This is a genomic window from Streptomyces sp. NPDC087422 (assembly GCF_044744145.1).
Classification (GTDB): domain Bacteria; phylum Actinomycetota; class Actinomycetes; order Streptomycetales; family Streptomycetaceae; genus Actinacidiphila.
The window spans coordinates 270,757-294,537 of record NZ_JBIUXT010000001.1; the positions used below are offsets into that span (position 1 = coordinate 270,757).

A 23,781-nucleotide genomic window follows, 5' to 3' on the forward strand; every position below is an offset into this window, starting at 1 on the left:
GATCACCGCGCCTTGTCCGTGCCGGGCTTCGCGGTGCCGGGCGGCGTCGCGGGCTGGGCCGGGTCGAAGTCGACCGGCAGATGGGGAGCCTTGGTGCCGGACGGCGGGACCTTCAGCGTCTTGAGCGCGAATTCCATGACCTGCTTGAAGACCGGGCCGCAGATGGAGCCGCCGAAGTAGCTGCCCCTAGTCGGATTCTGGATCACGCAGGAGACCGTGACGCGCGGGTCGTCGGCGGGCGCGAAGCCCAGGAACGACGAGGTGTAGCCCTTGTACTTGCCGGTCTCCGGGTCCACCCGGTTGGCCGTACCGGTCTTGCCCGCGACGCGGTATCCGGCGATCCGCGCGTGGAGTCCGGTGCCCTGTTCGTCGCCGACGACCGATTCGAGCATCGTGGAGAGCGTCTTGGAGGTCTGCGCGCTGACCACCCGGGTCTTCTTGGCCGGGTCCGCGGGGACGTAGCGGCCGTCGGGTCCCGTGGTGCCGCGGATCAGCGTGGGCTGGACGCGTACGCCCCCGTTGGCGATCGTCGAGTAGACCGAGGTGGCCTGGAGCGCGTTGACCGACAGGCCCTGGCCGAACGGGATGGTGAACTGCTGGGAGGCGTTCCAGTCCTGCGGCTTGGCCAGGATGCCGGGTGTCTCGCCGGGGAAGCCGATGCCGGTGGGGTCGCCGATGCCGAATTTCTTCAGGTACGAGTAGAGCACCCGGTTGGCCTGCGGCTGGGTCGTGCCGAGCTGCTGGCTGGCCAGGATGGTGCCGATGTTGCTGGACTTGGCCAGGACGCCGTTGAGCGTCAGGTACCAGGTGCCGTGGTCGACGTCGTCGTGGAAGACCCGGTCGGCGCGCGGCAGGGTGCCGGGGACGGTGACCCGGGTGTCGGGGGTGGCGGTGCCGGTGTCGAGGATCGCGGCCATCGACATCAGCTTGCTGACGCTGCCGGGCTCGTACGCGTCCTGCATCGCCGCGTTGCCGAGCGCGCGCGGGTCGGCGTGGGCGAGGTCGCCGGGGTCGAAGCCGGGGGCGTCGGCCATGGCCAGCACCTCGCCGGTCCTGGAGTCCTGGACGATCACATAGCCGCGGTCGGCCTTGGACTTCTGCACCTGGGCGGTGATCGCGCTCTGGGCGGCCCACTGGATGTCCCGGTCCAGGGTCAGCTCGACGTCGGAACCAGGCACGGCGGGGTGTTCCTGGACGCCCGCGGTGGGCACCTGGCGGCCGTCGGACTGGGCGTAGCGGATCTTGCCGTTCTTGCCCGCGAGTTCCTTGTTGAGCATGGATTCGAGGCCGCCGCCGCCCACGCCCTGGCTGTTGACGAAGCCGAGGACACCCGCGGCCAGGTCGCCGCCGGGGTAGACGCGTTTGGTGTGGGTCTCGCTGAAGACCCCGGCCAGCACGTTGGCGCCCTGTCCCCTGGCGTACGTGGCGGCGAACGCCTTCTTCAGGTCCTTGATCTGGTTCCAGACCTGCGGGGACTGCTGGCGGGCGATCACCTGGTAGCGGGACTTGGGGGTGGCCAGCGCCTTGGCGATGGCCGTCGGGTCGCCGCCGACGATCGGCGCGAGCAGTTCGGCGGCCTGGAGCGGCGCGTCCTTGGTCTTGGTCTGTTCCGGGGTGAACAGATACGGGTCGGCGGTGATGTCGTACGCGTCCACGGTCGTGGCCAGGTCGACGCCGGAGCGGTCGGTGATGGTGCCGCGGTCGGCGGTGACGTCGTGGGTCACCCAGCGGTTCACCGCGGCCTTGGCCGCGTAGGTGGAGGCGTCCACGGCCTGGACCTGGAGCAGCCGGATCACGAAGGCGGCCATCACCAGGGTGAGGGCGACGCCGACCAGCCGCAGCCGGGGCTTGGGCCTGCCGAGCTTGACCAGCCGGGGGCCGCGGGGGGCCCGCGGCGGCGGGGCGGTGCGGCGCGGGCGGGGGGCGGCGGGGCGCTGGCCGAGCCGCTGGCCCGCGCGCTGGGCGGGCCGGGGCGCGGCGCCTTCGGGACGGGGGCGGCGAATCCGGCCCGCGGGGGCTCCTGCGGCTCCGGCCGCCGCGCTGCCCGCGTTGCCCGCTCCGGACGCGCGGGGGCGGGGCGCGCCGGGGCGCGGGGCGCGGCCCGGCTGCGGTCGTCTCGGCTCGCTCACCGGCCGGCCCTCCGCGCGGGGCGCGGGGAACGGGCGGTCGGGGAGGGTGGCTGAGGCTTCACGAAGTCACCTGCCGGGAGGAGTGGGAGTGGTCGTGGCGGCGGCGTGCGCGCCGCCGGGGGTCGTGGGGGCCGAAGGAGTGGTGCCGGGCGCGCCGGTCGGCGACCCGGTCGCGGCGGCGTCGGCCGCGCCGGTCGGGGTGCCGCTCGGCGGGGTCGCGGTGGGCGTGCCGGTCGGGGCCGGCGGCGCCTTGCTGGTCGGCGGCGGCGCGGGCGGCGCCGTGGCCTCCTCGGGGGTGCCCCGGACGCTGCCGTCCGGGTTGAGGAAGGCCGGGTTGCCGCCCGGCACCATGCCGAGCTGCCGGGCGCGCTGTTCCAGGCCGCCGGGGGCCGCGTACTGATCGACCTCCTGCTGGAGCTGCTGCTGCTCGTCCGTGTAACCGTTGGTCTCCTTTTGAAGCTTGTTCAGCTCGAAGGAGTCCTGGTTGACCGCTCCGTTGAGCAGCAGCAGGGAGAGCAGGCCGCCCGCGAGGAGGGTCACGACAAGAAGGACGAACGGCATACGGGCGGCGGTTGCGGACCGGGCGGACCCGCGGCCCGCGGACGGCCGTACGGACAGGCCGGGCGCGCGCGGCGGCCTGGGCACCCTCGCGGTCCCGCGGCGCGGCTCCCCGCGGTCCTGGCGCGGCGGCCGGTCCTGGCGGGCGGGCCGCTCGCGGGACGGTTCCTGACCGGCGGCCCGCTTACGGGGCGGTTCCTGGCGCGGGGCGCGGCCACGGGCGGGGTCCTCGCGCGGGGTGCGTCCGCGCGCCGGTTCCTCGCGTGCCCGGCCGTCGCCCGGCCGGCCCTCAGGTGACCGGTCCCGGCGTGCCCGGTCATCGCCGGGGGGCCGTCGCCGGTCCCCCGGCCGGTCCTGGCTCACCGCGCGTCCTCGCGGATCCGCTCGGCGCCGCGCAGCCGGGCGGGCGCGGCCCGCCGGTTCTCGGCGATCTCGTCCTCGGTGGGCAGTTCCGCGCCGCGGGTGAGCAGCTTCAGGCGGGGCTGGTACTGCTCGGGCACCACCGGCAGGCCGGGCGGCGCGGTCGTGGCGGCCCCGGCCGCGAGGACCTGCTTGACCAGCCGGTCCTCCAGCGACTGGTACGACAGCACGGCGATCCGGCCGCCGACCGCGAGCGCCCCGACGGCCGCCGGGACCGCGCGCTCCAGCACCGACAGCTCGCCGTTGACCTCGATCCGCAGGGCCTGGAAGGTCCGCTTGGCCGGGTTGCCCCCGGTGCGCATCGCGGCCTGCGGCAGCGCCGTACGGATCAGCTCCACCAGGCGCGCGCTGTTGCTGAACGGCTCCCGTTCCCGCTCGCGCACCACCGCGTCCACGATCTTGCGGGCGAATTTCTCCTCGCCGTACGCGCGCAGGATGCGCACCAGGTCGCCCGGCGGATACGTGTTGAGCACCTCGGCGGCGCTGATCCCGGTGGTCTGGTCCATCCGCATGTCCAGCGGCGCGTCCTGGGCGTACGCGAAGCCGCGGCCGGCCTCGTCGAGCTGCATGGAGGAGACGCCGAGGTCGAACAGGACGCCCTGCACGCGGACGATGCCGAGCCGGTCCAGGACGTCGGGCAGCTCGTCGTAGACCGCGTGCACGAGGGTGGCGCGGTCGCCGAAGGGCGCGAGTCGCTCGGCGGAGAGCTTCAGCGCCTCGGTGTCACGGTCGAGCGCGACCAACCGGGCGGCGGGGAACGTGCTGAGCAGCGCCTCGCTGTGGCCGCCGAGGCCGAGGGTGGCGTCCACGACGACCGCGCCCGGCTCGGCGAGCGCGGGGGCCAGCAGGTCCAGGCAGCGCCGGAGCATGACCGGCACATGGCGCGGCTCGGGCTGCGCGGGGGTGGTGTCGCTCATGGGGCCCTTCTCGGCGGTACGAGGGACGTAGAACCGGGTCCCCGCCCGCTCGAAAGGAAACGTTCCCCTGGCACCGGGGAAGTGGTGCCAGCGGAGCGGCAGAGCGGGAGGAGGCCGGGCCGTACGTCCGCGCGGTGGTACGGAGTCAAGCGTGGGGTGCGCGCAGGTGCGCCGGGGCGCGGACCGGTCGGGCCGCGCTCACAGTAATCCGGGCGGAACCTCCTCGGACAGGGCCGAAAAGGTGTCTTCCTGGGCCGCGAGATAGCCCTCCCAGGCCGTCGCGGACCAGATCTCCACCCGGCTGCCCGCGCCGATCACCGCGCAGTCCCTGACCAGCCCGGCGTAGGCGCGCAGCGGCTGCGGCACCGTGACCCGGCCCTGCTTGTCGGGGACCTCGTCATGCGCCCCGGCGAACAGCACGCGCAGGTAGTCCCGCGCGCCCTTCGAGGTCAGCGGGGCGTCGGACAGGCTTCTGGTGGCGGCCTTGAAGCCGTCGACCGACCACACGCACAAGCAGCGTTCCTGCCCCTTGGTGATCACCAGTCCGTCGGCGAACTGCTCGCGGAACCTGGCGGGCAGCACCAGCCGGTTCTTGTCGTCGAGCCGCGGGGTGTACGTCCCGAGGAACATGCACACCTCCAGCAGACGGCACCACTTCGCGCCACTTTACTCCACCGGCCCCCACGGTCAACGCAGAGCGGAGCCGGGCGCGTCACGTCCCCCGCGGCCTCCGCGTCACCCTTCGCGTCATCTCGCGTCACCCCTCACGTCCCCTCGCGTCACCCCTTTCCGGTGAGCCCCGGAGGGTGTGTGGGCTACCTCACACATCGTGGAATTGCCGATGCTTATCCTTTTTGAGCCGAAATTTCGTGGGAACTCACAGCAGGTGGAACGGCACCCGGAGCCGTACCGTCAGAGACATGTCGATATCTGCCAGTGGTTCCCCAGCGCCGACCGACGTCAGCGGCCGCTCCGGAGACACCGCCACCGCGTCCGTTACCGACCGGCTCGTCGCAGCCAACCAGCGCTACGCCGACGCGTTCCAAGACCCCGGCATGGATGCCAGGCCCGTTCTGAAGGTCGCCGTCGTGGCCTGCATGGACGCCCGCATCGACCTGCACCGGGCGCTCGGCCTGGAGCTGGGCGACTGCCACACCATCCGCAACGCGGGCGGCGTGGTCACCGACGACACCATCCGCTCCCTCACCATCAGCCAGCGCGCGCTGGGCACCCGCTCCGTCGTGCTGATCCACCACACCAACTGCGGCCTGCAGAGCATCACCGAGGACTTCCGTACCGAACTGGAACGGGAGGTCGGCCAGCGGCCGACCTGGTCGGTGGAGGCGTTCACCGATATCGACCAGGATGTCCGGCAGTCGATGAACCGGGTGCGCACCTCGCCCTTCCTCGCGCACACCGACGACGTGCGCGGGTTCGTCTTCGACGTGCACACTGGTCTACTCCGGGAAATCACGAACAAGTAACGGCAGGCGAGTGACGTGGGGTGCCGCGTAAGGGAAGAATGCATCGTGCGGCACCGCACTGCCTCGCCCGGCGCGAGCACGAGCGGCACGCAAGTGGGGTGGGCCGGTCCAGGGATGACCGTGTCCCGAGGAACATGGCCGAGGAGTACCGGGTGACGACCTTTGACGCACGAGCAAGCCTGAGCGATCTGACGACGACCGCTGACCGGGTGCGCCGCAGTGTGGAGAACGTGATCGAGGGCAAGCCCGAAGTCGTCCGCATCGCACTGACGGTGCTGCTCGCCGAGGGACATCTGCTGATCGAGGACGTGCCGGGTGTCGGTAAGACGATGCTGTCCAAGGCCCTGGCACGGTCGATCGACTGTTCGGTACGGCGCATCCAGTTCACACCCGACCTGCTGCCGTCCGACATCACCGGAGTGAGCGTCTTCGACCAGCAGCGGCGGGACTTCGAGTTCAAGCCGGGCGCGATCTTCGCGCAGATCGTGGTCGGCGACGAGATCAACCGCGCCTCGCCCAAGACCCAGTCGGCGCTGCTGGAGTCGATGGAGGAGCGGCAGGTCACCGTGGACGGCACCACGTACGAACTGCCGAGCCCCTTCATGGTGATCGCCACCCAGAACCCGGTGGAGATGGAGGGCACCTATCCGCTGCCCGAGGCGCAGCGGGACCGGTTCACCGCCCGGGTCTCGATCGGCTACCCCAGCCCGGACGCCGAGTTGAAGATGCTCGACGTGCACGGCGGTGTCTCGCCGCTCGACGACCTCCAGCCCGTCGCGCACGCCCACGAGATCGTCAAGCTCGTCGAGGCCGTACGGATGGTGCATGTCTCGGAGCCGGTACGGCGGTACGCGGTGACGCTGGTCGGCGCCACCCGCAACCACCCCGATCTGCGGCTCGGCGCCTCGCCGCGCGCCACCTTGCACCTGGTGCGGGCCGCCAGGGCCTCCGCCGCGCTGGACGGCCGGGACTACGTGCTGCCCGACGACGTGCAGGGCCTGGCCTCCTCCGTACTGGCGCACCGCCTGCTGCCCACCGCGCAGGCGCAGTTGAACCGGCGCACCCCCGAACAGGTGGTCGCCGAGATCGTGCAGCGCGTCCCGGTGCCCGACCCGGCGGCCGGCGGCTGGCCGCAGAAGCCGTCCGCCCGCCCGCAGGGCCTGCGGGGCCTGTGATGGCGACGCCCGGCGCCGGGACCCCGCCGCCGACCCGACCGCCGCAATCCGCGCCGCAGCCGCAGCGGGGCCCGGCGCAGGGCCGCCAGGGCGGCCCGCCGGGCGCCGCGGGACCGCAGCAGGCGAGCGGCGGATTCCGTACCGCGCTCGGCGGACTCACCACCCGGGGCCGGTCCTTCGTCGCGGCCGGGGTCGCCGCCGGGATATGCGCCTACGTGCTCGGCCAGCCCGACCTGCTGCGGGTCGGACTGCTGCTGGCGATCCTGCCGCTGGTCTGCGTCGCCGTCCTGTACCGCACCCGCTACCGGGTCGCGGGCAGCAGGCGGCTCGCCCCGTCGCGGGTGCCCGCCATGTCGGAGTCCCGCGTGCACCTGCGGGTCGACAACGTCTCGCGCATCCCCACCGGACTGCTGATGCTCCAGGACCGGGTGCCGTACGTGCTCGGCCCGCGCCCGCGCTTCGTGCTGGACCGGGTGGAGCCCGGCGGCCACCGCGAGGTGTCCTACCGGGTCCGCTCCGACCTGCGGGGCCGCTACCCGCTCGGCCCGCTGCAACTGCGGCTGACCGACCCCTTCGGCATGTGCGAACTGACCCGCTCCTTCAGCGCGTTCGACACCCTCACCGTGGTGCCGCGCGTCGAGGCGCTGCCGCCGGTACGCCTGGTCGGTGAGGCCAACGGCTACGGCGAGAGCCGCACCCGCGCGCTGGCCTTCGCCGGCGAGGACGACGTCATCCCGCGCGGCTACCGGCACGGCGACGACCTGCGCCGGGTGCACTGGCGCTCCACCGCCAAGTACGGCGAGCTGATGGTGCGCCGTGAGGAGCAGCCGCACCGCGCGCGCTGCACCGTCCTGCTGGACACCCGGCGCTCCGCCTACTACGGCGCGGGCCCCGACTCGGCGTTCGAGTGGGCGGTCTCGGCCGCCGCCTCGGTCTCCGCCCACATGCTGGAACGCGGCTTCGCGGTACGGCTGCTGACCGACACCGGCAGCAGCGTCCCCGGCCCCGAGGGCACCGGCGGCTACGTCGGCGACTCCTCGGACATGGCGGGCGTCCTGCTGGACACCCTCGCCGTGGTCGACCACTCCGACGACCTGGCGCAGTCGCCCGGCTCCGGCTCCGGCTCCGGCCCCGATTCCGCGCACAGCGACGGCCTGTCCCGCGCCTACGAGGTGCTGCGGTCCAGCCACGAGGGCCTGCTGGTGGCCTTCCTCGGCGACCTGGACGAGGAGCAGGCGGCCAACGTCGGCCGGATGCGGCAACGGGCGGGCGGCGCCGTCGCGTTCGTCCTGGACAGCGACGACTGGACGGCCCGCGAGCCGGGCGCCAGGTCGGAGCCCCCGGCCGAGCACGGCGCGCGGGAGACCGGCGCCGCCGACGACGACACCCCGACACCGCTGCGGATGCTCCGCGAGGCGGGCTGGACGGTGCTGTCGGTACGCGCCGGGGACTCGCTGCCGGAACTGTGGCAGCGGGCCGACCGTTACCGCTCACGCGAGGAACAGCAAGAGGCAGGGGCCACAACATGAGCGGACGTGCCCGGCTGACGGTGTGTGCGGCGGCCGCCTCCGTGATGGCCGCCTGCTCGCTGCTGCCGCTGGCCACCCCCGCGGGCTGGATGTTCCAGGCCGTGCTCTTCGTGGCACTCCAGTCCGGGGTCGGCGCGCTGGCCCGACGGGTGCCGCTGGCCCGGCCGTTGACCGTCCTCGCGCAGGCGGTGGTCTCACTGCTCGTGCTGACCGTGATGTTCGCGCCGCACCAGGCACTGGGCGGCGTCATCCCCGGTCCCAACGCCTTCGTCCACCTCAGCGACCTGGTACGCGACGGGCTGACCGACGTCAGCCAGTTCGCCATCCCGGCGCCGGTCACCCCCGGCATCAGGATGCTGCTGGTCGGCGGTGTGCTGGTGGTCGCGCTCGCGGTGGACGCGCTGGCCGTCACGTACAACAGCGCGGCCCCCGCGGGACTTCCGCTGCTGGCGCTGTACTCGGTGGCCGCGGGGCTGTCCAACGGCGGTGCGCAGTGGCTGTACTTCGTGGTCGCCGCCGCCGGTTACCTGCTGCTGCTCCTGGCCGAGGGCCGGGACCGGCTCTCGCGCTGGGGCCGGGTCTTCGGCGGCGGTCCGCCGGCCAACGGCTGGGGCGGCTCCGCCAACCCGGCCTCCGGCAGCCGGGCGCTGGCCCCGGTGCGCACCGGCCGCAGGATCGGCGTGATGGCGCTGGGCCTGGCCCTGGTCGCGCCCGCCGTGCTGCCGTCGCTGGGCAGCGGCCTGCTGGACACCTCGGGCACCGGTACGGGACCGGGGCGCGGCGGCACGATCTCCGCGGTCAACCCGGTGGTGGCCCTCCAGGACAACCTCAACCAGCAGGACAACCGCGAAGTCCTCTCGTACAGGACCAACTCCACCGATCTGTCCAGCATGTACTTGCGGATTGTGGCGCTCGACCAGTTCGACGGCACGCAGTGGCAGCCGTCGAAGCGGAAGATCGAGGACATCCCGTCGGTGCTGCCGCAGCCCGCGGGCATGGCCTCCGACGTGAAGTACTCCAAGGTCCAGACGACGGTGAAGGTCGACGACGGCTACGCGCAGGGCTGGCTGCCGATGCCTTTCCCGGCGCTGGGCGTCGACGTGTCGGGGCACTGGCGGTTCGAGCCCGAGGGCCGGACGATCATCGGCGACCGCGGGCAGAACACCTCGGGTCTGACGTACTCGGTCACGAGCATGCAGGTGCAGCCGACGGCCGCGCAGCTCGCCGCCGCGCCCCCGGCCACCGGACGGGTCGCCGAGGAGTACACCAAGGTGCCCGGCTCGCTGCCGAAGGTGGTCGCGCAGACCGCGCAGCAGGTGACGGAGTCGGCGAACAACGACTACGAGAAGGCGCTGGCGCTCCAGCGGTACTTCACCTCGGGCGCGTTCGTCTACAACACCAAGGCGCAGTCGGGCACCGGCGTGGACGCCATAGCGCGGTTCCTGCGCACCAAGGAAGGCTTCTGCATCCACTTCGCCTTCACCATGGCGGCGATGGCCCGCACGCTGCACATCCCGGCGCGGGTGGCGGTCGGCTTCACCCCCGGCTCGCAGCAGGGCTCGGACGGCACGATGTCAGTGGGCCTCAAGGACGCGCACGCCTGGCCCGAGCTGTACTTCGAGGGCATCGGCTGGACCCGTTTCGAGCCGACCCCGTACCGGGGCACGGCCCCCTCGTACACCCAGACCACGACGCCCTCGGGCACCAACGAGCCCGCCGACCAGGGGCAGCACGGCACGGCGACGACGCCGACCCCGACGCCGTCGGCGAGCGCGAGCTGCGGCAGCGACAACCGGGCGCAGAGCTCCTGCGACAACACGGCGGTGGCCGCTTCCGGCGGTTCCGGCGGCGGCGGGTTCGGCGGCGGCAGGATCGCCGTGCTCACGCTGCTCGCGCTGCTGGTGCTGGCCGTCCCGCTGCTGCCCATGCTCTGGCGGCGCCGACAGCGGTCCAGACGGCTCGGCGGCGGACGGGACAGGGCCGAAGGGCTCGCCCTGTCCGCCTGGCGCGAGGTGGTCGACACCGGCTGGGACTACGGCGTCCCGCCGGACGACTCCGAGACCCCGCGGCGGGCGATGGCCCGGCTGGTCCAGGACGGCGGTCTGACCGGCCAGGCCGCGGTCTCCGCGGGTGCCCTGGCCACGGCGGTGGAGCAGGTGCTCTACTCGCCCAGGCCCCAGCCGGTCACCGGGTTGCCGGCCGATGTCCGGCACGTCCGCGAGGGCCTGCACGCGGCGGCCGGGCGCCGCGGTCGCCTTCGGGCGGTGCTTCTGCCGCGTTCCTCCGCCCGGGTGATCTGGCACCTTTCTGACCGGTGGTCCGCGGTCACTCTTCGTCTGTCCGAGGCCGGGCATCGCCTTGTCGCTCCGCTGAGGAGGCGGCTGGCCCGCCAGGCGTGAGTCCCCACCGCGCGGGTGGGGCGCCCCTCAGGGGGCTGCGCTGTCCGCGCGGGGCGTGCCCCGTCAGGGGCGGGAGGAGCAGCGCGCCCACCCCCAGGGGCCGGTGGTCCGGGATCGACCGGACTGCCCCGCCGGGGCGGGTGGTGACCTGCGGGAGCGCGGCCGGCGGCGGACCGCGCGGTTCCTCAGCGCGGCCGGCGGCGGACCGCGCGGTTCCTCAGCGCGGTCGGCGGCGGACCGCGCGGTTCCTCCCCCAGCTAACGCTGGGAGGCGCCCCCCAGCGCCCCTCCGGGCACATGCCTCGCGCCGGCACGGCCTCAGGGGCCGCGACCCTCAGGGATCGGCTCGCCGCACGGCGACAGGTGGGCGCACGGGGGGCAAAAAGATCGGCGCACCGCCGGGAGGGTGCGGGACCCTCGGACGGTGCGCCGTGCTGGCGGAAGTGACCCTCTAGCGGCCACCCTGCTGCTCGTCGCGGCGGCGCTGCCACCGCTCCTCGATCCGGTCCATGACCTTGCCCCGCTTGGCCTGGTTGCGGCGGCTGAGCCGCCGGCCGGGTGCGCCGGGGGCACCGGGAACCCCGGCGGCGGGCGCCGCCTCGCCCGGCTTGCCCGCCTTGCGCCAGCCGGTGACGGCCAGCACCGCACAGGCCAGCATGACCAGGAAGCCCACCACACTGATCCAGGGCTGCTTGGCGATCATGCCGCCCATGAGCAGCGCGATACCGACCAGGAAGCCCGCCACCGACTGGTAGACACGCCGCCTGGTGTACGTGCGCAGCCCACTTCCCTCAAGCGCCGACGCGAACTTGGGATCTTCGGCGTACAGCGCTCGCTCCATCTGCTCGAGCATGCGCTGCTCGTGCTCCGAGAGCGGCACGGAGTCCTCCTACTCGTCGGTCGCAGGGGGGCGACCGGTCCGACCCTTTCAGGATAGGCAGGGATTCGCCCCCATGAAACCCGCCCCACTACGCCAATCCGACGGGGGCTTCATTCCCCGTCCGCCGTTACGTCATGCCAGCATACGGTCAGCAATGGCGGTACGGGGGGCCTGTGACCGACTACTCCGGCCGGTGGCGGGGGCGGGTGAAGCGGAAGAGGTCCTTCCGGGGGTCGCGCGGGGTCCGTCAGCCGCGCTCGCCGAGGACGTGGAGCTGGGTGGCCACCGAGTGGAATCCGGGCTCCTCCGCCGCTGCCAGCTCCAGCCGCAGCAGCGCCTCCAGGGCGCCCGGCTCGGTGTCGACCAGGACGCCGGGGACGAGGTCGGCGAAGACCCTGATGCCGTGCACGGCGGCGGCCCGCAGGCCCGCGTCGGTGACCAGCCGGGTGAGCTGGTCCGCGGTGTAGCGGCGGGGCAGCGAATCGCCGTCGCCCCATCGGCCGTCCGGGTCACCGAGGGCGTGCTGGGCCTCCGCGAAGTGCCCGGCGAGGGCGCGGGCCAGTACGGCGCCGCCGCGGCCCGCCGCGAGCAGGCTGAGGGCGCCGGAGGGCCGGAGCGCTCCGACCACGTTGCGCACGGCCTCCGCCGGGTCGTCCACGTATTCCAGGACGCCGTGGCACAGCACCATGTCCCAGCTCGCGCGGGGCACGATGTCGGGCAGCCCGTGGGTGTCGCCCTGGACGGCGCTGACCCGGTCGGTGACCCCGGCCTCGGCGGCTCGTCGCTCCAGTGCGAAGAGCGCGTCGGGGCTGGGGTCGACGACGGTGACGCGGTGGCCGAGCCGGGCGACGGGCACCGCGAAGTTGCCGGTGCCGCCGCCGGTGTCCAGGACGTCGAGTGCCGCCGTGTCCGCGGTCTTGGCCCGCCGTTCGAGAGCGTCCTTGAGGACCTCCCACACCACGGCGGTACGCAGACTGGCACGGGGGCGCATCGGGTCCACCCCTCCTTGACGGGACATGGCGCGCGGCTCCTCGCAGGGGCTGGTCACATCGGGCGGCTCCACTCTAGAGCCCCCGGCCGAGGTGGGGCCGCCGCGCGCGCGGCCGGGTGTCGTGGTCCGGGTGCTCGTGCGTGACCAGGACGACGGGGCCGCCGCGCGCGGCCGGGTGTCAGTTGGCGCGTCTGCGGGGTGGCTCCGCGGCCGCGGGGGCCGGGATCAGGGGCGGCTTGCCCGCGAGCGCGGGCTGGAGGAGCAGCATGCGCTCCACCAGGCGCAGGAACATGGTCGCGGCGCGCAGCAGGTCGTCGGCGTCGCGGGGGCCCGCGGCTCCGGCTATGCCGGCCTCGGCGCGGGCCCTGCGGGCCGCGCCCGCCTCGAACAGGGCGCTCCACTCCGCCAGTTCGGGCGCGACCTCGGGCAGCACCTCCCAGGCGGTGCGTATCCGCTGGCGGCGGCGCGGGGCGGGCTCGGGTCGGCCGCGTACCGCGAGCACCGCGGCGGCGGTGCGCAGGGCGGCGAGGTGGGCGGTGGCGTAGCGCTCGTTCGGAGTCTCCAGGACGGCGGCCTCTTCGAGGCCGAGGTGTGCCTGGGTGAGCAGGTCAAGGGCGGCGGGTGACGCGGTGGCGCGGCGCAGCACAGGATGGATGTCGCTTACGGGAGCTGCCATGGCGAGCCTCCTTTCTCCGTGCCACCCATAGTGGGGGCTACCACTGACAATCGGTCCTGACCTGGGGTAACGCCCGAAAACGGGACATTCGCGCGGTGGCCGGAATCCGCCGGGTGAACGTGCCCGGTGAACATGCCGGACGCCGGACAGGCAGAATCGGCACCATGACCACCGCACGACGCCAGGCCACTCGTCAGAAGCTGTACGAGGCCGCCGTCACCCTCATCGCCGAACAGGGCTTCTCCGCCACCACGGTCGACGAGATCGCCGAACGGGCCGGGGTCGCCAAGGGCACCGTCTACTACAACTTCGCCAGCAAGAACGACCTGTTCGAGGAGTTGCTGCGGCACGGCGTGGGTCTGCTGACCGTCTCGCTGCGCGAGGCCGCGCAGGACGCGGAGGCCAAGGGCGGCGGCAAGGTCGACGCGCTGGACGCGATGATCCACGCGGGGCTCGACTTCATCGTGCGCTACCCGTCCTTCACACAGCTCTACGTGGCCGAGCTGTGGCGCACCAACCGCGCCTGGCAGGACACGCTGATGATCCTGCGTCAGGAGGCGGTGGCGGTGGTCGAGAAGGTGCTGGGCGAGGCCGTGGCGGCGGGTGAGCTGAACGACGAGATCGACGTACCGCTGACGGCGTCCGCGCTGTTCGGGATGGTGCTGGTCGCCGCGCTGGACTGGCAGGCGTTCCAGCCGGAGCGCGGTATCGACGAGGTGCACGCGGCGCTGTCCCGGCTGCTCCAGGGCAGGGTCGGCGGGCGTTCGGCGCGCCAGTGAGCGGTCCGCGGGTGCGCTGTTCTGGCAGGGTCCGGTCCCCCGCAGGTCCGTGCCAGAACAGCGCCTCCCCCGTGCGCCCCCCGTTCACGTACGGACCGGTGTACTTCCGCCGCCCCGTGTCGGCGGTTCTGGCACCGAAGCCCGTCCGCGGTCCCCACTCTTCCGGTTTCCCGGCCGACGCCCCATCCGCGAACGTACTCAACCGCGCGTCTAGGTACGGATACTCATGACCGCGCGATTTCACTCGGTGACAGTGGGCGCGGTTCGCTAGAGTCCCGCGCATGTCCGTACTTCCGCTGGTCTTCACCAGCGGCTGGGCGAGCGGGATCAACGCCTACGCCGTCGTGCTGCTGCTCGGTGTGATGGGCAGGGCGGGTATCACCGACGAGGTGCCGCTTTCGCTCCAGCGCACCGATGTGCTGCTGATCGCGGCCGCCCTGTTCCTCTGCGAGGCGGTGGCCGACAAGATCCCTTACGTGGACTCGGCGTGGGACGCCGTGCACACGGTGATCAGGCCGGTCGCGGGCGCGGTGGTGGCGGCGCTGCTGGCCGGGCAGTCGGGTTCGCTGTCGGAGCTGGCGGCGGGCGCGGTCGGCGGGTCCACGGCGCTGGCCAGCCATCTGGTGAAGGCGGGCACGAGGCTGGCGGTGAACACCTCGCCCGAGCCCGCGAGCAATATCGTGGTCAGCCTCGCCGAGGACCTGGGCGTCGCGAGCATCGTCACCTTCGCGCTCTTCCATCCGCTGCCCGCCGCGATCATCGCGGCGGTACTGCTGGTGCTCGGCATGACCGTCGTGCTCCTGCTGCTGTCCCGGATCCGGCGCGCGCTGCGCCGCCGCAGGGAGCGCAGGGAGCGCAAGAACCGGAACGGCACCCCGGCGCCCACCTGAGAGCCTGCCGGGCGGCCTTCGATACAGTCCCTGCCATGGCACGGATTGCGGTGATCGGCGCGGGTATGGGCTCGCTGGCGGCGGCGGCCAGGCTCGCCATCGGCGGCCACCGGGTGGTGGTGCACGAGCGGTCGGCGACGTACGGCGGCGGTGTGGGCCGGGTCGAGAGGGACGGTTTCGCCTTCGACACCGGCCCCGGTCTCCTGCTGCTGCCCGCCGTGCAGCGCGATCTGTTCGTCAAGACCGGCCGGGAGTCGCTCGAACAGTCCGTCGGTCTGGCGCAGGCCGATCCGGCCGCCCGCCACGTCTTCGCCGACGGTACGGATCTGACGCTGCCCAACGCGTCGCGCTCCGGGGTCATGGAGGCGCTGGACGGCGCTCTGGGCGCCGGAAGCGGCGAGCGGTGGAGCGAGGTCATGCTGCGCGCCCGGGAAGCCTGGGAGGCCACTCGCAGGCCCTTGTTGGAGGACGCGGTGTCCGGGGCGACCGCCGCGCTGCGCGAGGATCCGTATCCGGCGGCCGGGAAGCGCGGTCTGCTGCGGCGCGCGGCGCGGGCGCGGACCCTGTCCGCCGTCGCGGACGGCGAGTTGCGCGACCCCCGGCTGGCCGCGCTGCTGGAGAGCTATCCGCTCGACTACGGCCTCGACCCGCGCACCGCTCCCGCCTCGGCGACCGTACTGGCTTACGTGGAGCAGACCTTCGGGGTCTGGTACGTGCCCGGCGGGCTGCGGGCGCTGGCGGACGCGGTGTACGCGCGCTGTCTGGCACGGAAGGTGGAGTTCAGGTTCGGCGCCGAGGTCACCGGGGTGCTGGAGAAGGACGGCCGGGCCGCCGGGGTGGAACTGGCCGACGGCGGTACGGCGGAGGCCGACTTCGTGGTGGCGGGCGCGCCGCTGCCCGCGCTCTACCGGGACCACGTGCTGCCCTGGGAGTCCGAGGACGAGTTGCCCGACTGGGGCCCGCGGCACCCGCGGGGTGTCCTCACCGTCCACCTGGCGCTGCGCGGCGCGCGCCCGGCCGACGCCGTGCACCGTACGGTCATGCACGCCCCGGACCGCGAGCGCGCGCTGACCTGGGCATTCGACTCCCCCGGCACCACGGACGCCGTCCCCACGGTGACGGTGCTGCGGCCCGACGACCCCGCGCTGCGCCCGGACGACGGGCACGAGGCGGTCACCGTGAGGGTGACCGTGCCGCCGCACGGCCGGGCCGGCCTGGACTGGACGGCTCCCGGCGCCGCCGACGCCGTCGCCGAGCGGGCGGTGGCCGCCGCGGAGGCGGCCGTACCCGGCCTGCGGGAGCGGGAGTTGTGGCGGATCGTGCGGACACCGGCGGACACGGAACGCGAGACCGGCGCACCGGGCGGCTCGGTCCCCGCCCCGGCGCTCGCGGGCGCGCACGGCTCACTGCTGCGCTCCCCCAACGCCGACGCGCTGCCCGGTCTCTACCGGGTCGGCGGCTGGGCCCACCCCGGCGGCGGACTGCCGCACGCGGGCATGTCGGGCGCGATCGTGGCCGACCTGATCATGGGCGGGCCCGGCGGCAGCCGGTGAACGGGCGTGCGCCGCGCGCTCGTTGACGGCCCGCTCGACGGATTCCCGTCCGCTGTCCGCCTCTTGCCGCCCCCGTTACCGCCGCGAAGATCCTTAAGCGGACCACCGCCCGGATTCAACCGATCGGACGGAAAAGCCCGGTGGGCGCTCCGGGGGCGCGCGGTGGCCGCCTAGCGTGAACGGCGGCCCGTGATCACCGAGCGGAAGGCCGTACGAAGCATGCCGCAGCCCTTCGAACTCCCGCAGTTCTACGTGCCGTATCCGGCGCGGCTCAACCCCCACCTGGAACGGGCCAGGGAGCACTCCAAGGCGTGGGCCCGCGAGATGGACATGATCGAGGGCTCAGGGATCTGGGACGAGGCGGACTACGACGCCCACGACTACGCGCTGCTGTGCGCGTACACCCATCCCGACGCGTCGGGTCCCGAACTGGACCTGGTCACCGACTGGTACGTGTGGGTGTTCTTCTTCGACGACCACTTCCTGGACATCTTCAAGCGCAGCCAGGACATGCAGGGCGCGAAAGCGTACCTGGACCGGCTGCCCGCCTTCATGCCGGTGGATCCCGGACAGCCGGTGCCGGAGCCGACCAACCAGGTCGAGGCGGGGCTCGCGGACCTGTGGGCGCGCACGGTGCCGACGATGTCGCAGGACTTCAGGGAGCGGTTCCACGAGAGCACGTACTACCTGCTGGAGGAGTCGCTCTGGGAGCTGTCCAACATCAACGCGGGCCGGGTCTCGAATCCGATCGAGTACATCGAGATGCGCCGCAAGGTGGGCGGCGCGCCCTGGTCGGCGAATCTGATCGAGCACGCGGCGGGCGCCGAGGTACCGGCGCGGATCGCCGGGAGCCGTGCGATGCGGGTGCTGCGCGACTGCTTCGCGGACAGCGTGCACCTGCGCAACGACCTGTTCTCGTACCAGCGCGAGATCGAGGAAGAGGGCGAACTCTCCAACGCCGTCCTGGTCCTTGAGCGGTTCCTCGATCTGACCGCCCAGCAGGCAGCGGACCGGGTGAACGACCTGCTGACCTCGCGGCTGCACCAGTTCGAGCACACCGCTCTCACCGAAGTGGAGCCGCTGTTCGGGCAGTTCGGCCTGACCCCGCAGGAACGTCTCGGCGTCTTCGCGTACGTCAAGGGACTCCAGGACTGGCAGTCGGGCGGCCACGAGTGGCACATGCGCTCCAGCCGGTACATGAACGGCGCGGACGGCAGTTCCCGCGCGGTGGGCGCGGGCGCCGGTATCGGCGGCGGCGCGATCGGCGGGCCGACGGGCCTGGGCACCTCGGCCGCGCAGATCCTGCACTCGCTGGCCGCGACCTTGCCGCAGCGCGCCCGGTCCTTCTCGCACGCCCCGCACCAGCGCACCGACACGGTCCGGCGCGCCGAGATCCACATGCCGTTCGAGACCACGCTCAGCCCGCACTTGGACACCGCCCGGCGGCACAACATGGAGTGGGGCCGGGCGATGGGCATCCTCGGCGCGGAGCCCGGCTTCCCCGTCCCCGGCGGGCTGTGGAACGAACGCAAGCTCGCCGACTACGACTTCGCGCTGTGCGCGGCGGGCATCCACCCGGCGGCCTCGCCGGAGGAGCTGAACCTCACCACGGACTGGCTGACCTGGGGCACCTACGGCGACGACTACTACCCGCTGGTCTTCGGCCGGTCCCCCGACACCGGAGCGGCCCGGCTGGCCACCGAGCGGTTCAAGCTGTTCATGCCGCTGGGCGACGAGCCCGCGCCCACGCCGGTGAGCGCGCTGGAACGGGGTCTGGCGGACCTGTGGCGGCGCACCGCGGGCCCGATGTCCCCCGACGCGCGGGGCAAATTCCGCTTCGCCGTCGAGGACATGTGCGAGAGCTGGCTGTGGGAGCTGGCCAACCAGAAGCAGAACCGGGTGCCGGACCCGGTCGACTACATCGAGATGCGCCGCAAGACCTTCGGCTCCGACCTGACGATGAGCCTGTCGCGGATCGGCCACGGTGACGCGCTGCCGGACGCCGTCTACCGCTCGCGGCCCGTGCAGTCCATGGAGGTGGCCGCCGCCGACTTCGCCTGCCTGCTCAACGACGTGTTCTCGTACCGCAAGGAGATCGAGTTCGAGGGGGAGATCCACAACGCGGTGCTCGTCGTGCAGAATTTCCTGGACTGCTCGCCGCAGGAGGCGATGGACGTGGTCGGGGATCTGATGGCCGCGCGGATGCAGGAGTTCCAGCACATCACCGAGAACCAACTGCCCACGCTCTTGGAGGAGTTCGCACTCGACGACGCGGCGCGCGAGGTGCTGCTCGGCTACGCGCAGGAGCTGCGCGACTGGCTGGCGGGCATCCTCACCTGGCACGAGGGCTGCCACCGGTACGAGGAGGAGACGCTGCGGCGGGACTTCCCGCACGTGGCCGCCGTGCTGCCCGCCCAGACCTGGGCCGCGCCCAACGGCCTGGGCACGGCGGCGGCCCGGCTGCCGTCACTGCTGCACGCGGCCCGCACCCAGGCCGGGTAGCGGGCCGGGCGGCGGGGCGAACTCTCAGTAGCGGTAGGGGTCGTACGGGTCGGCGTACTGCGGCTGCTGCTCCTGCTGGGGCGGTTGCTGCTGCTCGTACGGCGACTGGTACTGCTGCTGGGGGATGTACGGCTGCGCCTGCGGGTCGGGCTGCTGCTGGTACGGGTAGCCGTACGGGTCGCTGCCCAGCGGCTGTTGCTCCTGCTCCTGCTGACCGCCGTAGGTCTCGTACCGCGGCTGGGGCTGCGGATACGGGTACGGGTAGGGCTCGCCGCCGCCGGCCGGGGTGTCGTAGCCGTAGGGGGCGGGGGCGGGCTCCTGGTAGGCGCCCGGGTCGTAGCCGTACTCGTGGCCGCCCCAGCCGGACTGGTCGGAGCCGTCACCGGCGTAGGAGGCCGCCGCGGGCTGGGGTTCGCCGCCCCAGCCCGCATAGCCCTGCGCGCCGTACCCCTCGTAGCCGCCGCTGGTGTACGGGTCGGGGGTGTACGTCGACTGGCCGTCGTAGACCGGGTATTCGCCGCTGTCCTCGTGCATCGGGACCGGCTGGTAGATCTGGCCGGAGTCCAACGGCCGCCCGCCGCCGAACAGATCGGGCTCGTCCGCGTCGAGTTCGTCGCGCGGACCCGGCTGCCGGGCGGCGGCGAATTCCTCCGGGTACTCCTCCTCGACCGGGCTGACCTCCAGCACCGGCTCGGTCACCCCGCCCTTCCTGCGGCGGCGGCTGGAGCCGGGACGCCCGCCGAGCGCCCAGCCGGTGGAGAAGCCGCGCTTGTAGGAGAGCGTCACGAAGGACTGACCCGCGCCGAAGGCGAGCGCGCCGAGCACGATGATGATCACATTGCGCTGGGACACGCCGACGACCACGCCCAGGAACCCGGCGAAGGCCAGTACGCGATAGCGCAGCCGCGCCTTGTACTGGAGCAGTACCTCACCGAGCAGCCACAGCGCGACGATTCCGAAGGCGACGTACAGCACCGAGTAGCCCATGCGCCCACTTCCTTAACTGGACCGAGCCGACTGTACCGAGCCGGTCACGTCCGCTGGTGCAGACCGAGGTTCTCGTAGATCTCCAGCGACGCTGTCGAGTGGTTAAGAGTAATGAAGTGCAGCCCCGGAATGTCCTCCGCCATCAGACGGCGGCACATCTCGGTGGTGAACTCGATGCCGATCGCCCGGACCGCGACCGGGTCGTCCTGCACCGCGAGGATGCGTTCTGCCAGGTCGGAGGGGAAGGGGGCGTTGCCGAGCTGGGCGAAACGCTCGATCTGCCGGACGTTGGTGACCGGCATGACCTCGGGAATGATCGGGGTGCTGCACCCCGCCGCGTCGACCCGGTCGCGCAGCCGCAGGTAGTCCTCCGCGTCGAAGAACATCTGCGTGATGGCGAAGTCGGCGCCCGCGCGGCACTTGTCCAGGAAGTGCCGGGTGTCCTCGGCCGGGTCGGTGGAGCGCGGGTGCATCTCGGTGAACGCGGCCACGCCGACGCAGAAGTCGCCGGACTCCTTGATCAGCCGGACCAGTTCCGCCGCGTACGTCAGGCCCTCCGGGTGCGGCACCCACTCCGCGAGCGGGTCGCCCGGCGGGTCCCCGCGCACAGCCAGGATGTTGCGGATTCCGGCGTCCGCGTACTGCCCGATGATGTTGCGCAGCTCGGCCACCGAGTGGTTCACGGCCGTGAGGTGCGCGCACGGGGTCAGCGTGGTGTCCGACACGATCCGGTCCGTGGCCCGCACCGTGCCCTCCCGCGAGGAGCCGCCCGCGCCGTAGGTCACCGACACGAACGTGGGGCCGACCGCCTCGATCCTGCGGATCGCGTTCCACAGCGTCCGCTCGCCCTTCTCCGTCCTCGGCGCGGCGAATTCGAACGAGTACGAGCGCTCGCCCCGCGCCAGGAGCTCACGGATCGTGATCGCCCGGTCTGTTCGCGTGGAAGGTGTCCCCAAAGCCATGCCTTGAAGGCTAGCCCCGGCTGGCCACCGTCCGTAACCGGACGGGGCGATATGACCTCGTACGTCCATTTCCTGGCCACCGGCGGTCCACGGATTGGACACCGGGTGGGCTTGGCGCCCATGCCCGCGCCTTCCCCGGGGCGCGGCCCCGGGCGGTTCCTTTGCCAGGGGCGGCACGCCGGGTTTTCCGGGGGCGCGGGCCCGGGCGGTTTCTCTGCCGGGAGCGGCACGCCGGGTTTTTTAGGGGCGCGGGGAACTGCGCGCTCGGCCACGGCGGTGGCGCGCCTTTGAGAACCGGCCCCAGCGGGGCAGATGCTGTTGTTTCCGGGCTGACAGCCCGGTAGGGGGCTGGTCGCGCAGTTCCCCGCGCCCCTGAAAAGACCGGCCAGCCGCCCTGGCAGAAAGACCGCCTCGGGGCCCGCCCCGAAAAGATCGGCCAGCCGCCCTGGCAGAAAGACCGCCTCGGGGCCGCGCCCCGGAAAGACCGGCTTGCCGCCTGCGGGAGAGGACCGTCCAGGGGCCGGGCCCCGGGAATGCTCACCGCCTAGGTGTCAGGCGAGGGCGGCGCGGAGGGCGGAGGCCGCGCCGGCGGGATCGGCGGCCTCGGTGAGGGCGCGGACGACGACGACGCGGCGCGCACCGGCGGCGCGGACCTGGGCGATGTTGTCGAGGGAGATGCCGCCGATGGCGAACCAGGGCCGGTCGGTCGTGAGCCCGGCGGCGTGCCGGACCAGGTCGAGCCCCGGGGCGGGACGCCCCGGCTTGGTGGGCGTGGGCCAGACGGGCCCGGTGCAGAAGTAGTCGGCGCCGGGCTCCACGGCGGCGGCGTCCACCTCGGAAGGGGCATGGCAGGAGCGCCCGATCAGCACCTCCTCGCCGAGGATGGCGCGCGCGGCCGGGACCGGCAGGTCACCCTGGCCGAGGTGCAGGACGTCGGCCCGGGCCGCGTGCGCCACGTCGGCGCGGTCGTTGACCGCGAGGAGCTTGCCGTGCCTGCGGCAGACCTCGGCGAGGACGGCGAGGGCCGCCAGTTCGGCCCCCGCCTCGATGCCCTTGTGCCGGAGCTGGATGACGTCCACCCCGCCGCTCAGTACCGCGTCCGCGAACTCGGCGAGGTCGCCGCGCTCGGTCCTGGCGTCGGTGCACAGATAGAGCCGGGCGGCGGCGAGCCGGTCACGGGCGGTGCCCACGGCGGTGGCGGCGGCGATGGTCGTCATGCGGGCGGTTCCCCCTGAGGCGTACGGGTTACACGGCGAGCGCCTGCGCTCGGCGCTTCACCTCGGTCCCGCGATTCTCGCGCAGTGCCTGGGCGGGGGTGCCGGGGAGGCTCGGGTCGGGCGTGAAGAGCCATTCCAGCGCCTCATCGTCCGAGAACCCGTCGTCCTTGAGCACGGTGAGCGTGCCGGACAGGCCCTTGGTGATGGCGCCTTCGCCGACGAAGTCCGCGGGCACCATGAGCACCTTGTTCTCACCGCGGCGGACCGCGATGAGCTGGCCCTCCTTGATGAGGGGGCGAATCCGGGTGATGTCGAGTCCGAGCCGCTCCGCGACCTCGGGCAGCGTGAGCCACGAGGGGACGAGAGCGTCAATGTGTGCGTCAACCGACGAGAAAACAGTCACAGGACAAGGGTGCCACCCGCCGCCGACAACCGCTGCGGCACTGCGCCGTTAGCGGGACGCCCCGCTCAGCGCAGGGCCGCCGACTTGAGCTGCACCGCCGGGTCGGCGGCGAGCGCCGGGTCCAGCACCGCCGCGCGGGCGACCAGCTTGCGGGCCTGCGCCAGGTCCCGCGGCCGGTCCACGGCCAGCAGCGCGGCCAGGGCGCCGCCGCGCAGCCAGCACACCGACCAGGACGGGCTCGCCGGGTCTCCGCGCAGCAGCATCGTGTCGGCGCCCGTGTGGTGCCCTGCGTACTGCACGAAGCGGCCGAACTGCTCGGACCAGAAGTACGGCACCGGGTCGTACGCCTCGTCGCCGCCGAGGACGTTGGCGGCGGCGGTCCGCGGGCCCTGCACGGCGTTGTCCCAGTGGTGGATGAGCAGCCGCTCGCCGTAGCGCGCGGACGGGAACGACGCGCAGTCGCCGACCGCGTACACGTCGGACGCGGTGGTGCGCAGCCGGTCGTCGGCGAGTACGGCGCCGTCCGGGCCGAGGCCGACGCCGGAACCGGCCAGCCAGCCGGTGGCGGGCCTGGCGCCGATGCCGACCACGACGGCCGCGGCGGGCAGCCGGGTGCCGTCGGCGAGCACCACGGCGCCGGGTTCGACCTCGGCGACGGGGGTGCCGGTGAGCAGCCGTACCCCGGCGTCGGCGTACCAGGCCCGCATGTGGCCGGTGATGGTGGCGGGCAGCGCGCCGGACAGCGGCCGGTCCGCGGCCTCCACGACGGTCACCTCGCAGCCCGCCTGCCGCGCCGCGGTGGCGAATTCGGCGCCGATCCAGCCCGCGCCGACCACCACGACGTCCTTGTGGGCGTCCAGCACCGGGCGCAGCGCCGCCGCGTCGTCCAGGGTGCGCAGCAGGTGGACGCCGGGCAGGCCCGCCGTGCCGGGCAGCGCCACGGGGTAGGCGCCGGTCGCGACGACGAGACGGCCGTAGCGCAGGCCGCCCTTGTCGGTGACGACCTCGTGGTCGCCTGGCCGCAGCCCCTGCGCCCGTACGCCCAGGCGCAGATCCACGTCCAGGGCGTCGAAGTCGACGTCGAAGCGGACGTCGGCGTCCTCGCCCGCCGTGCCGAGCAGGACCGCCTTCGACAGCGGCGGGCGGTCGTACGGAGGGTGCGGCTCGTCGCCGACCAGCACGATGCCGTCCCGCCAGCCCTGCTCGCGCAGGCAGACCGCCGTCTGCACCCCGGCCATCCCGGCCCCGACAATCACGACGTCGTTCACATGATTCACGGTAGTCGGTACGGGCCGCCGACGACGCCGGGCCACCCCCGGGCGGCGGGCGGG

General features: G+C 73.1%; 20 protein-coding genes. 8 read left to right on the forward strand and 12 right to left on the reverse strand.

Features of this window, described 5'->3' with window-relative positions; translation table 11 throughout:
- Positions 1-2: 2 nt before the first annotated feature.
- From ACIO6U_RS01200 to mraZ, 4 genes are all read right to left on the reverse strand, one after another.
- Positions 3-2,129, reverse strand: a complete 2,127-nt coding sequence (locus ACIO6U_RS01200; RefSeq protein WP_401714707.1) for a peptidoglycan D,D-transpeptidase FtsI family protein — start codon at positions 2,127-2,129, stop codon at positions 3-5.
- Positions 2,130-2,195: 66 nt separating this feature from the next.
- Positions 2,196-2,690, reverse strand: a complete 495-nt coding sequence (locus ACIO6U_RS01205; RefSeq protein ID WP_401303762.1) for a cell division protein FtsL — start codon at positions 2,688-2,690, stop codon at positions 2,196-2,198.
- A gap of 356 nt (positions 2,691-3,046) precedes the next feature.
- Positions 3,047-4,024 (reverse strand): 16S rRNA (cytosine(1402)-N(4))-methyltransferase RsmH, encoded by a 978-nt coding sequence (gene rsmH, locus ACIO6U_RS01210; protein WP_355334131.1) that lies wholly within the window; start codon positions 4,022-4,024, stop codon positions 3,047-3,049.
- A 198-nt stretch (positions 4,025-4,222) separates the two neighbouring features.
- Positions 4,223-4,654 (reverse strand): division/cell wall cluster transcriptional repressor MraZ, encoded by a 432-nt coding sequence (gene mraZ, locus ACIO6U_RS01215; protein WP_355334133.1) that lies wholly within the window; start codon positions 4,652-4,654, stop codon positions 4,223-4,225.
- Positions 4,655-4,944: 290 nt separating this feature from the next.
- Here mraZ and ACIO6U_RS01220 point away from each other — a divergent pair, with 290 nt between their 5' ends.
- The 4 genes from ACIO6U_RS01220 (at position 4,945) to ACIO6U_RS01235 (ending at position 10,611) form a co-directional block, all read left to right on the forward strand.
- On the forward strand, positions 4,945-5,508 hold the full coding sequence (locus ACIO6U_RS01220) for a carbonic anhydrase (RefSeq protein ID WP_355334136.1): 564 nt from the start codon (positions 4,945-4,947) through the stop codon (positions 5,506-5,508).
- A gap of 152 nt (positions 5,509-5,660) precedes the next feature.
- On the forward strand, positions 5,661-6,683 hold the full coding sequence (locus ACIO6U_RS01225; protein ID WP_188283215.1) for a MoxR family ATPase: 1,023 nt from the start codon (positions 5,661-5,663) through the stop codon (positions 6,681-6,683).
- Entirely contained in the window at positions 6,683-8,212 is a 1,530-nt protein-coding gene (locus tag ACIO6U_RS01230) for a DUF58 domain-containing protein (protein ID WP_401714711.1), read from the forward strand. Before ACIO6U_RS01225 ends, ACIO6U_RS01230 begins: the two co-directional genes overlap by 1 nt.
- The gene (locus tag ACIO6U_RS01235; protein ID WP_391043952.1) at positions 8,209-10,611 is read left to right on the forward strand and encodes a transglutaminaseTgpA domain-containing protein; all 2,403 of its coding nucleotides are present in this window, start codon (positions 8,209-8,211) and stop codon (positions 10,609-10,611) included. The genes ACIO6U_RS01230 and ACIO6U_RS01235 overlap by 4 nt, the downstream gene beginning before the upstream one ends.
- Before the next feature lie 450 nt (positions 10,612-11,061).
- Here ACIO6U_RS01235 and ACIO6U_RS01240 read toward each other — a convergent pair whose 3' ends face one another.
- From ACIO6U_RS01240 to ACIO6U_RS01250, 3 genes are all read right to left on the reverse strand, one after another.
- Positions 11,062-11,490, reverse strand: a complete 429-nt coding sequence (locus ACIO6U_RS01240; protein ID WP_355334142.1) for a DUF3040 domain-containing protein — start codon at positions 11,488-11,490, stop codon at positions 11,062-11,064.
- 247 nt (positions 11,491-11,737) lie between these two features.
- On the reverse strand, positions 11,738-12,508 hold the full coding sequence (locus tag ACIO6U_RS01245) for a methyltransferase domain-containing protein (protein WP_391043951.1): 771 nt from the start codon (positions 12,506-12,508) through the stop codon (positions 11,738-11,740).
- A 151-nt stretch (positions 12,509-12,659) separates the two neighbouring features.
- Positions 12,660-13,157, reverse strand: coding sequence for an SAV_6107 family HEPN domain-containing protein (locus tag ACIO6U_RS01250; protein ID WP_355334148.1), 498 nt, complete (start codon positions 13,155-13,157; stop codon positions 12,660-12,662).
- A 164-nt stretch (positions 13,158-13,321) separates the two neighbouring features.
- On the opposite strand from ACIO6U_RS01250, the gene ACIO6U_RS01255 reads away from it, so the two are divergent.
- The 4 genes from ACIO6U_RS01255 to ACIO6U_RS01270 all read left to right on the forward strand — a co-directional run bounded on the left by ACIO6U_RS01255 (position 13,322) and on the right by ACIO6U_RS01270 (position 18,881).
- A complete protein-coding gene (locus ACIO6U_RS01255) occupies positions 13,322-13,936 on the forward strand; it encodes a TetR/AcrR family transcriptional regulator (protein WP_355334150.1) in 615 nt (204 codons plus the stop codon).
- 281 nt (positions 13,937-14,217) lie between these two features.
- Positions 14,218-14,826 (forward strand): DUF4126 domain-containing protein, encoded by a 609-nt coding sequence (locus ACIO6U_RS01260; protein ID WP_355334153.1) that lies wholly within the window; start codon positions 14,218-14,220, stop codon positions 14,824-14,826.
- 35 nt (positions 14,827-14,861) lie between these two features.
- Positions 14,862-16,379, forward strand: coding sequence for a phytoene desaturase family protein (locus tag ACIO6U_RS01265; RefSeq protein ID WP_401714715.1), 1,518 nt, complete (start codon positions 14,862-14,864; stop codon positions 16,377-16,379).
- Positions 16,380-16,598: 219 nt separating this feature from the next.
- Positions 16,599-18,881 carry a germacradienol/geosmin synthase gene (locus tag ACIO6U_RS01270; protein WP_401714717.1) on the forward strand — a complete coding sequence of 761 codons (2,283 nt, stop codon included), beginning with the start codon at positions 16,599-16,601 and terminating at the stop codon, positions 18,879-18,881.
- 24 nt (positions 18,882-18,905) lie between these two features.
- Here ACIO6U_RS01270 and ACIO6U_RS01275 read toward each other — a convergent pair whose 3' ends face one another.
- From ACIO6U_RS01275 to ACIO6U_RS01295, 5 genes are all read right to left on the reverse strand, one after another.
- Positions 18,906-19,868 carry a hypothetical protein gene (locus tag ACIO6U_RS01275; protein ID WP_391159781.1) on the reverse strand — a complete coding sequence of 321 codons (963 nt, stop codon included), beginning with the start codon at positions 19,866-19,868 and terminating at the stop codon, positions 18,906-18,908.
- Between the two features lie 44 nt (positions 19,869-19,912).
- Positions 19,913-20,830 (reverse strand): methylenetetrahydrofolate reductase [NAD(P)H], encoded by a 918-nt coding sequence (metF, locus tag ACIO6U_RS01280; RefSeq protein ID WP_355334163.1) that lies wholly within the window; start codon positions 20,828-20,830, stop codon positions 19,913-19,915.
- A 551-nt stretch (positions 20,831-21,381) separates the two neighbouring features.
- Positions 21,382-22,047 (reverse strand): thiamine phosphate synthase, encoded by a 666-nt coding sequence (gene thiE, locus ACIO6U_RS01285; protein ID WP_401714719.1) that lies wholly within the window; start codon positions 22,045-22,047, stop codon positions 21,382-21,384.
- A gap of 28 nt (positions 22,048-22,075) precedes the next feature.
- A complete protein-coding gene (locus ACIO6U_RS01290; RefSeq protein ID WP_355334168.1) occupies positions 22,076-22,450 on the reverse strand; it encodes an Rv2175c family DNA-binding protein in 375 nt (124 codons plus the stop codon).
- Between the two features lie 65 nt (positions 22,451-22,515).
- Positions 22,516-23,688, reverse strand: coding sequence for an NAD(P)/FAD-dependent oxidoreductase (locus tag ACIO6U_RS01295; RefSeq protein ID WP_401715804.1), 1,173 nt, complete (start codon positions 23,686-23,688; stop codon positions 22,516-22,518).
- Between the last annotated feature and the right edge of the window lie 93 nt (positions 23,689-23,781).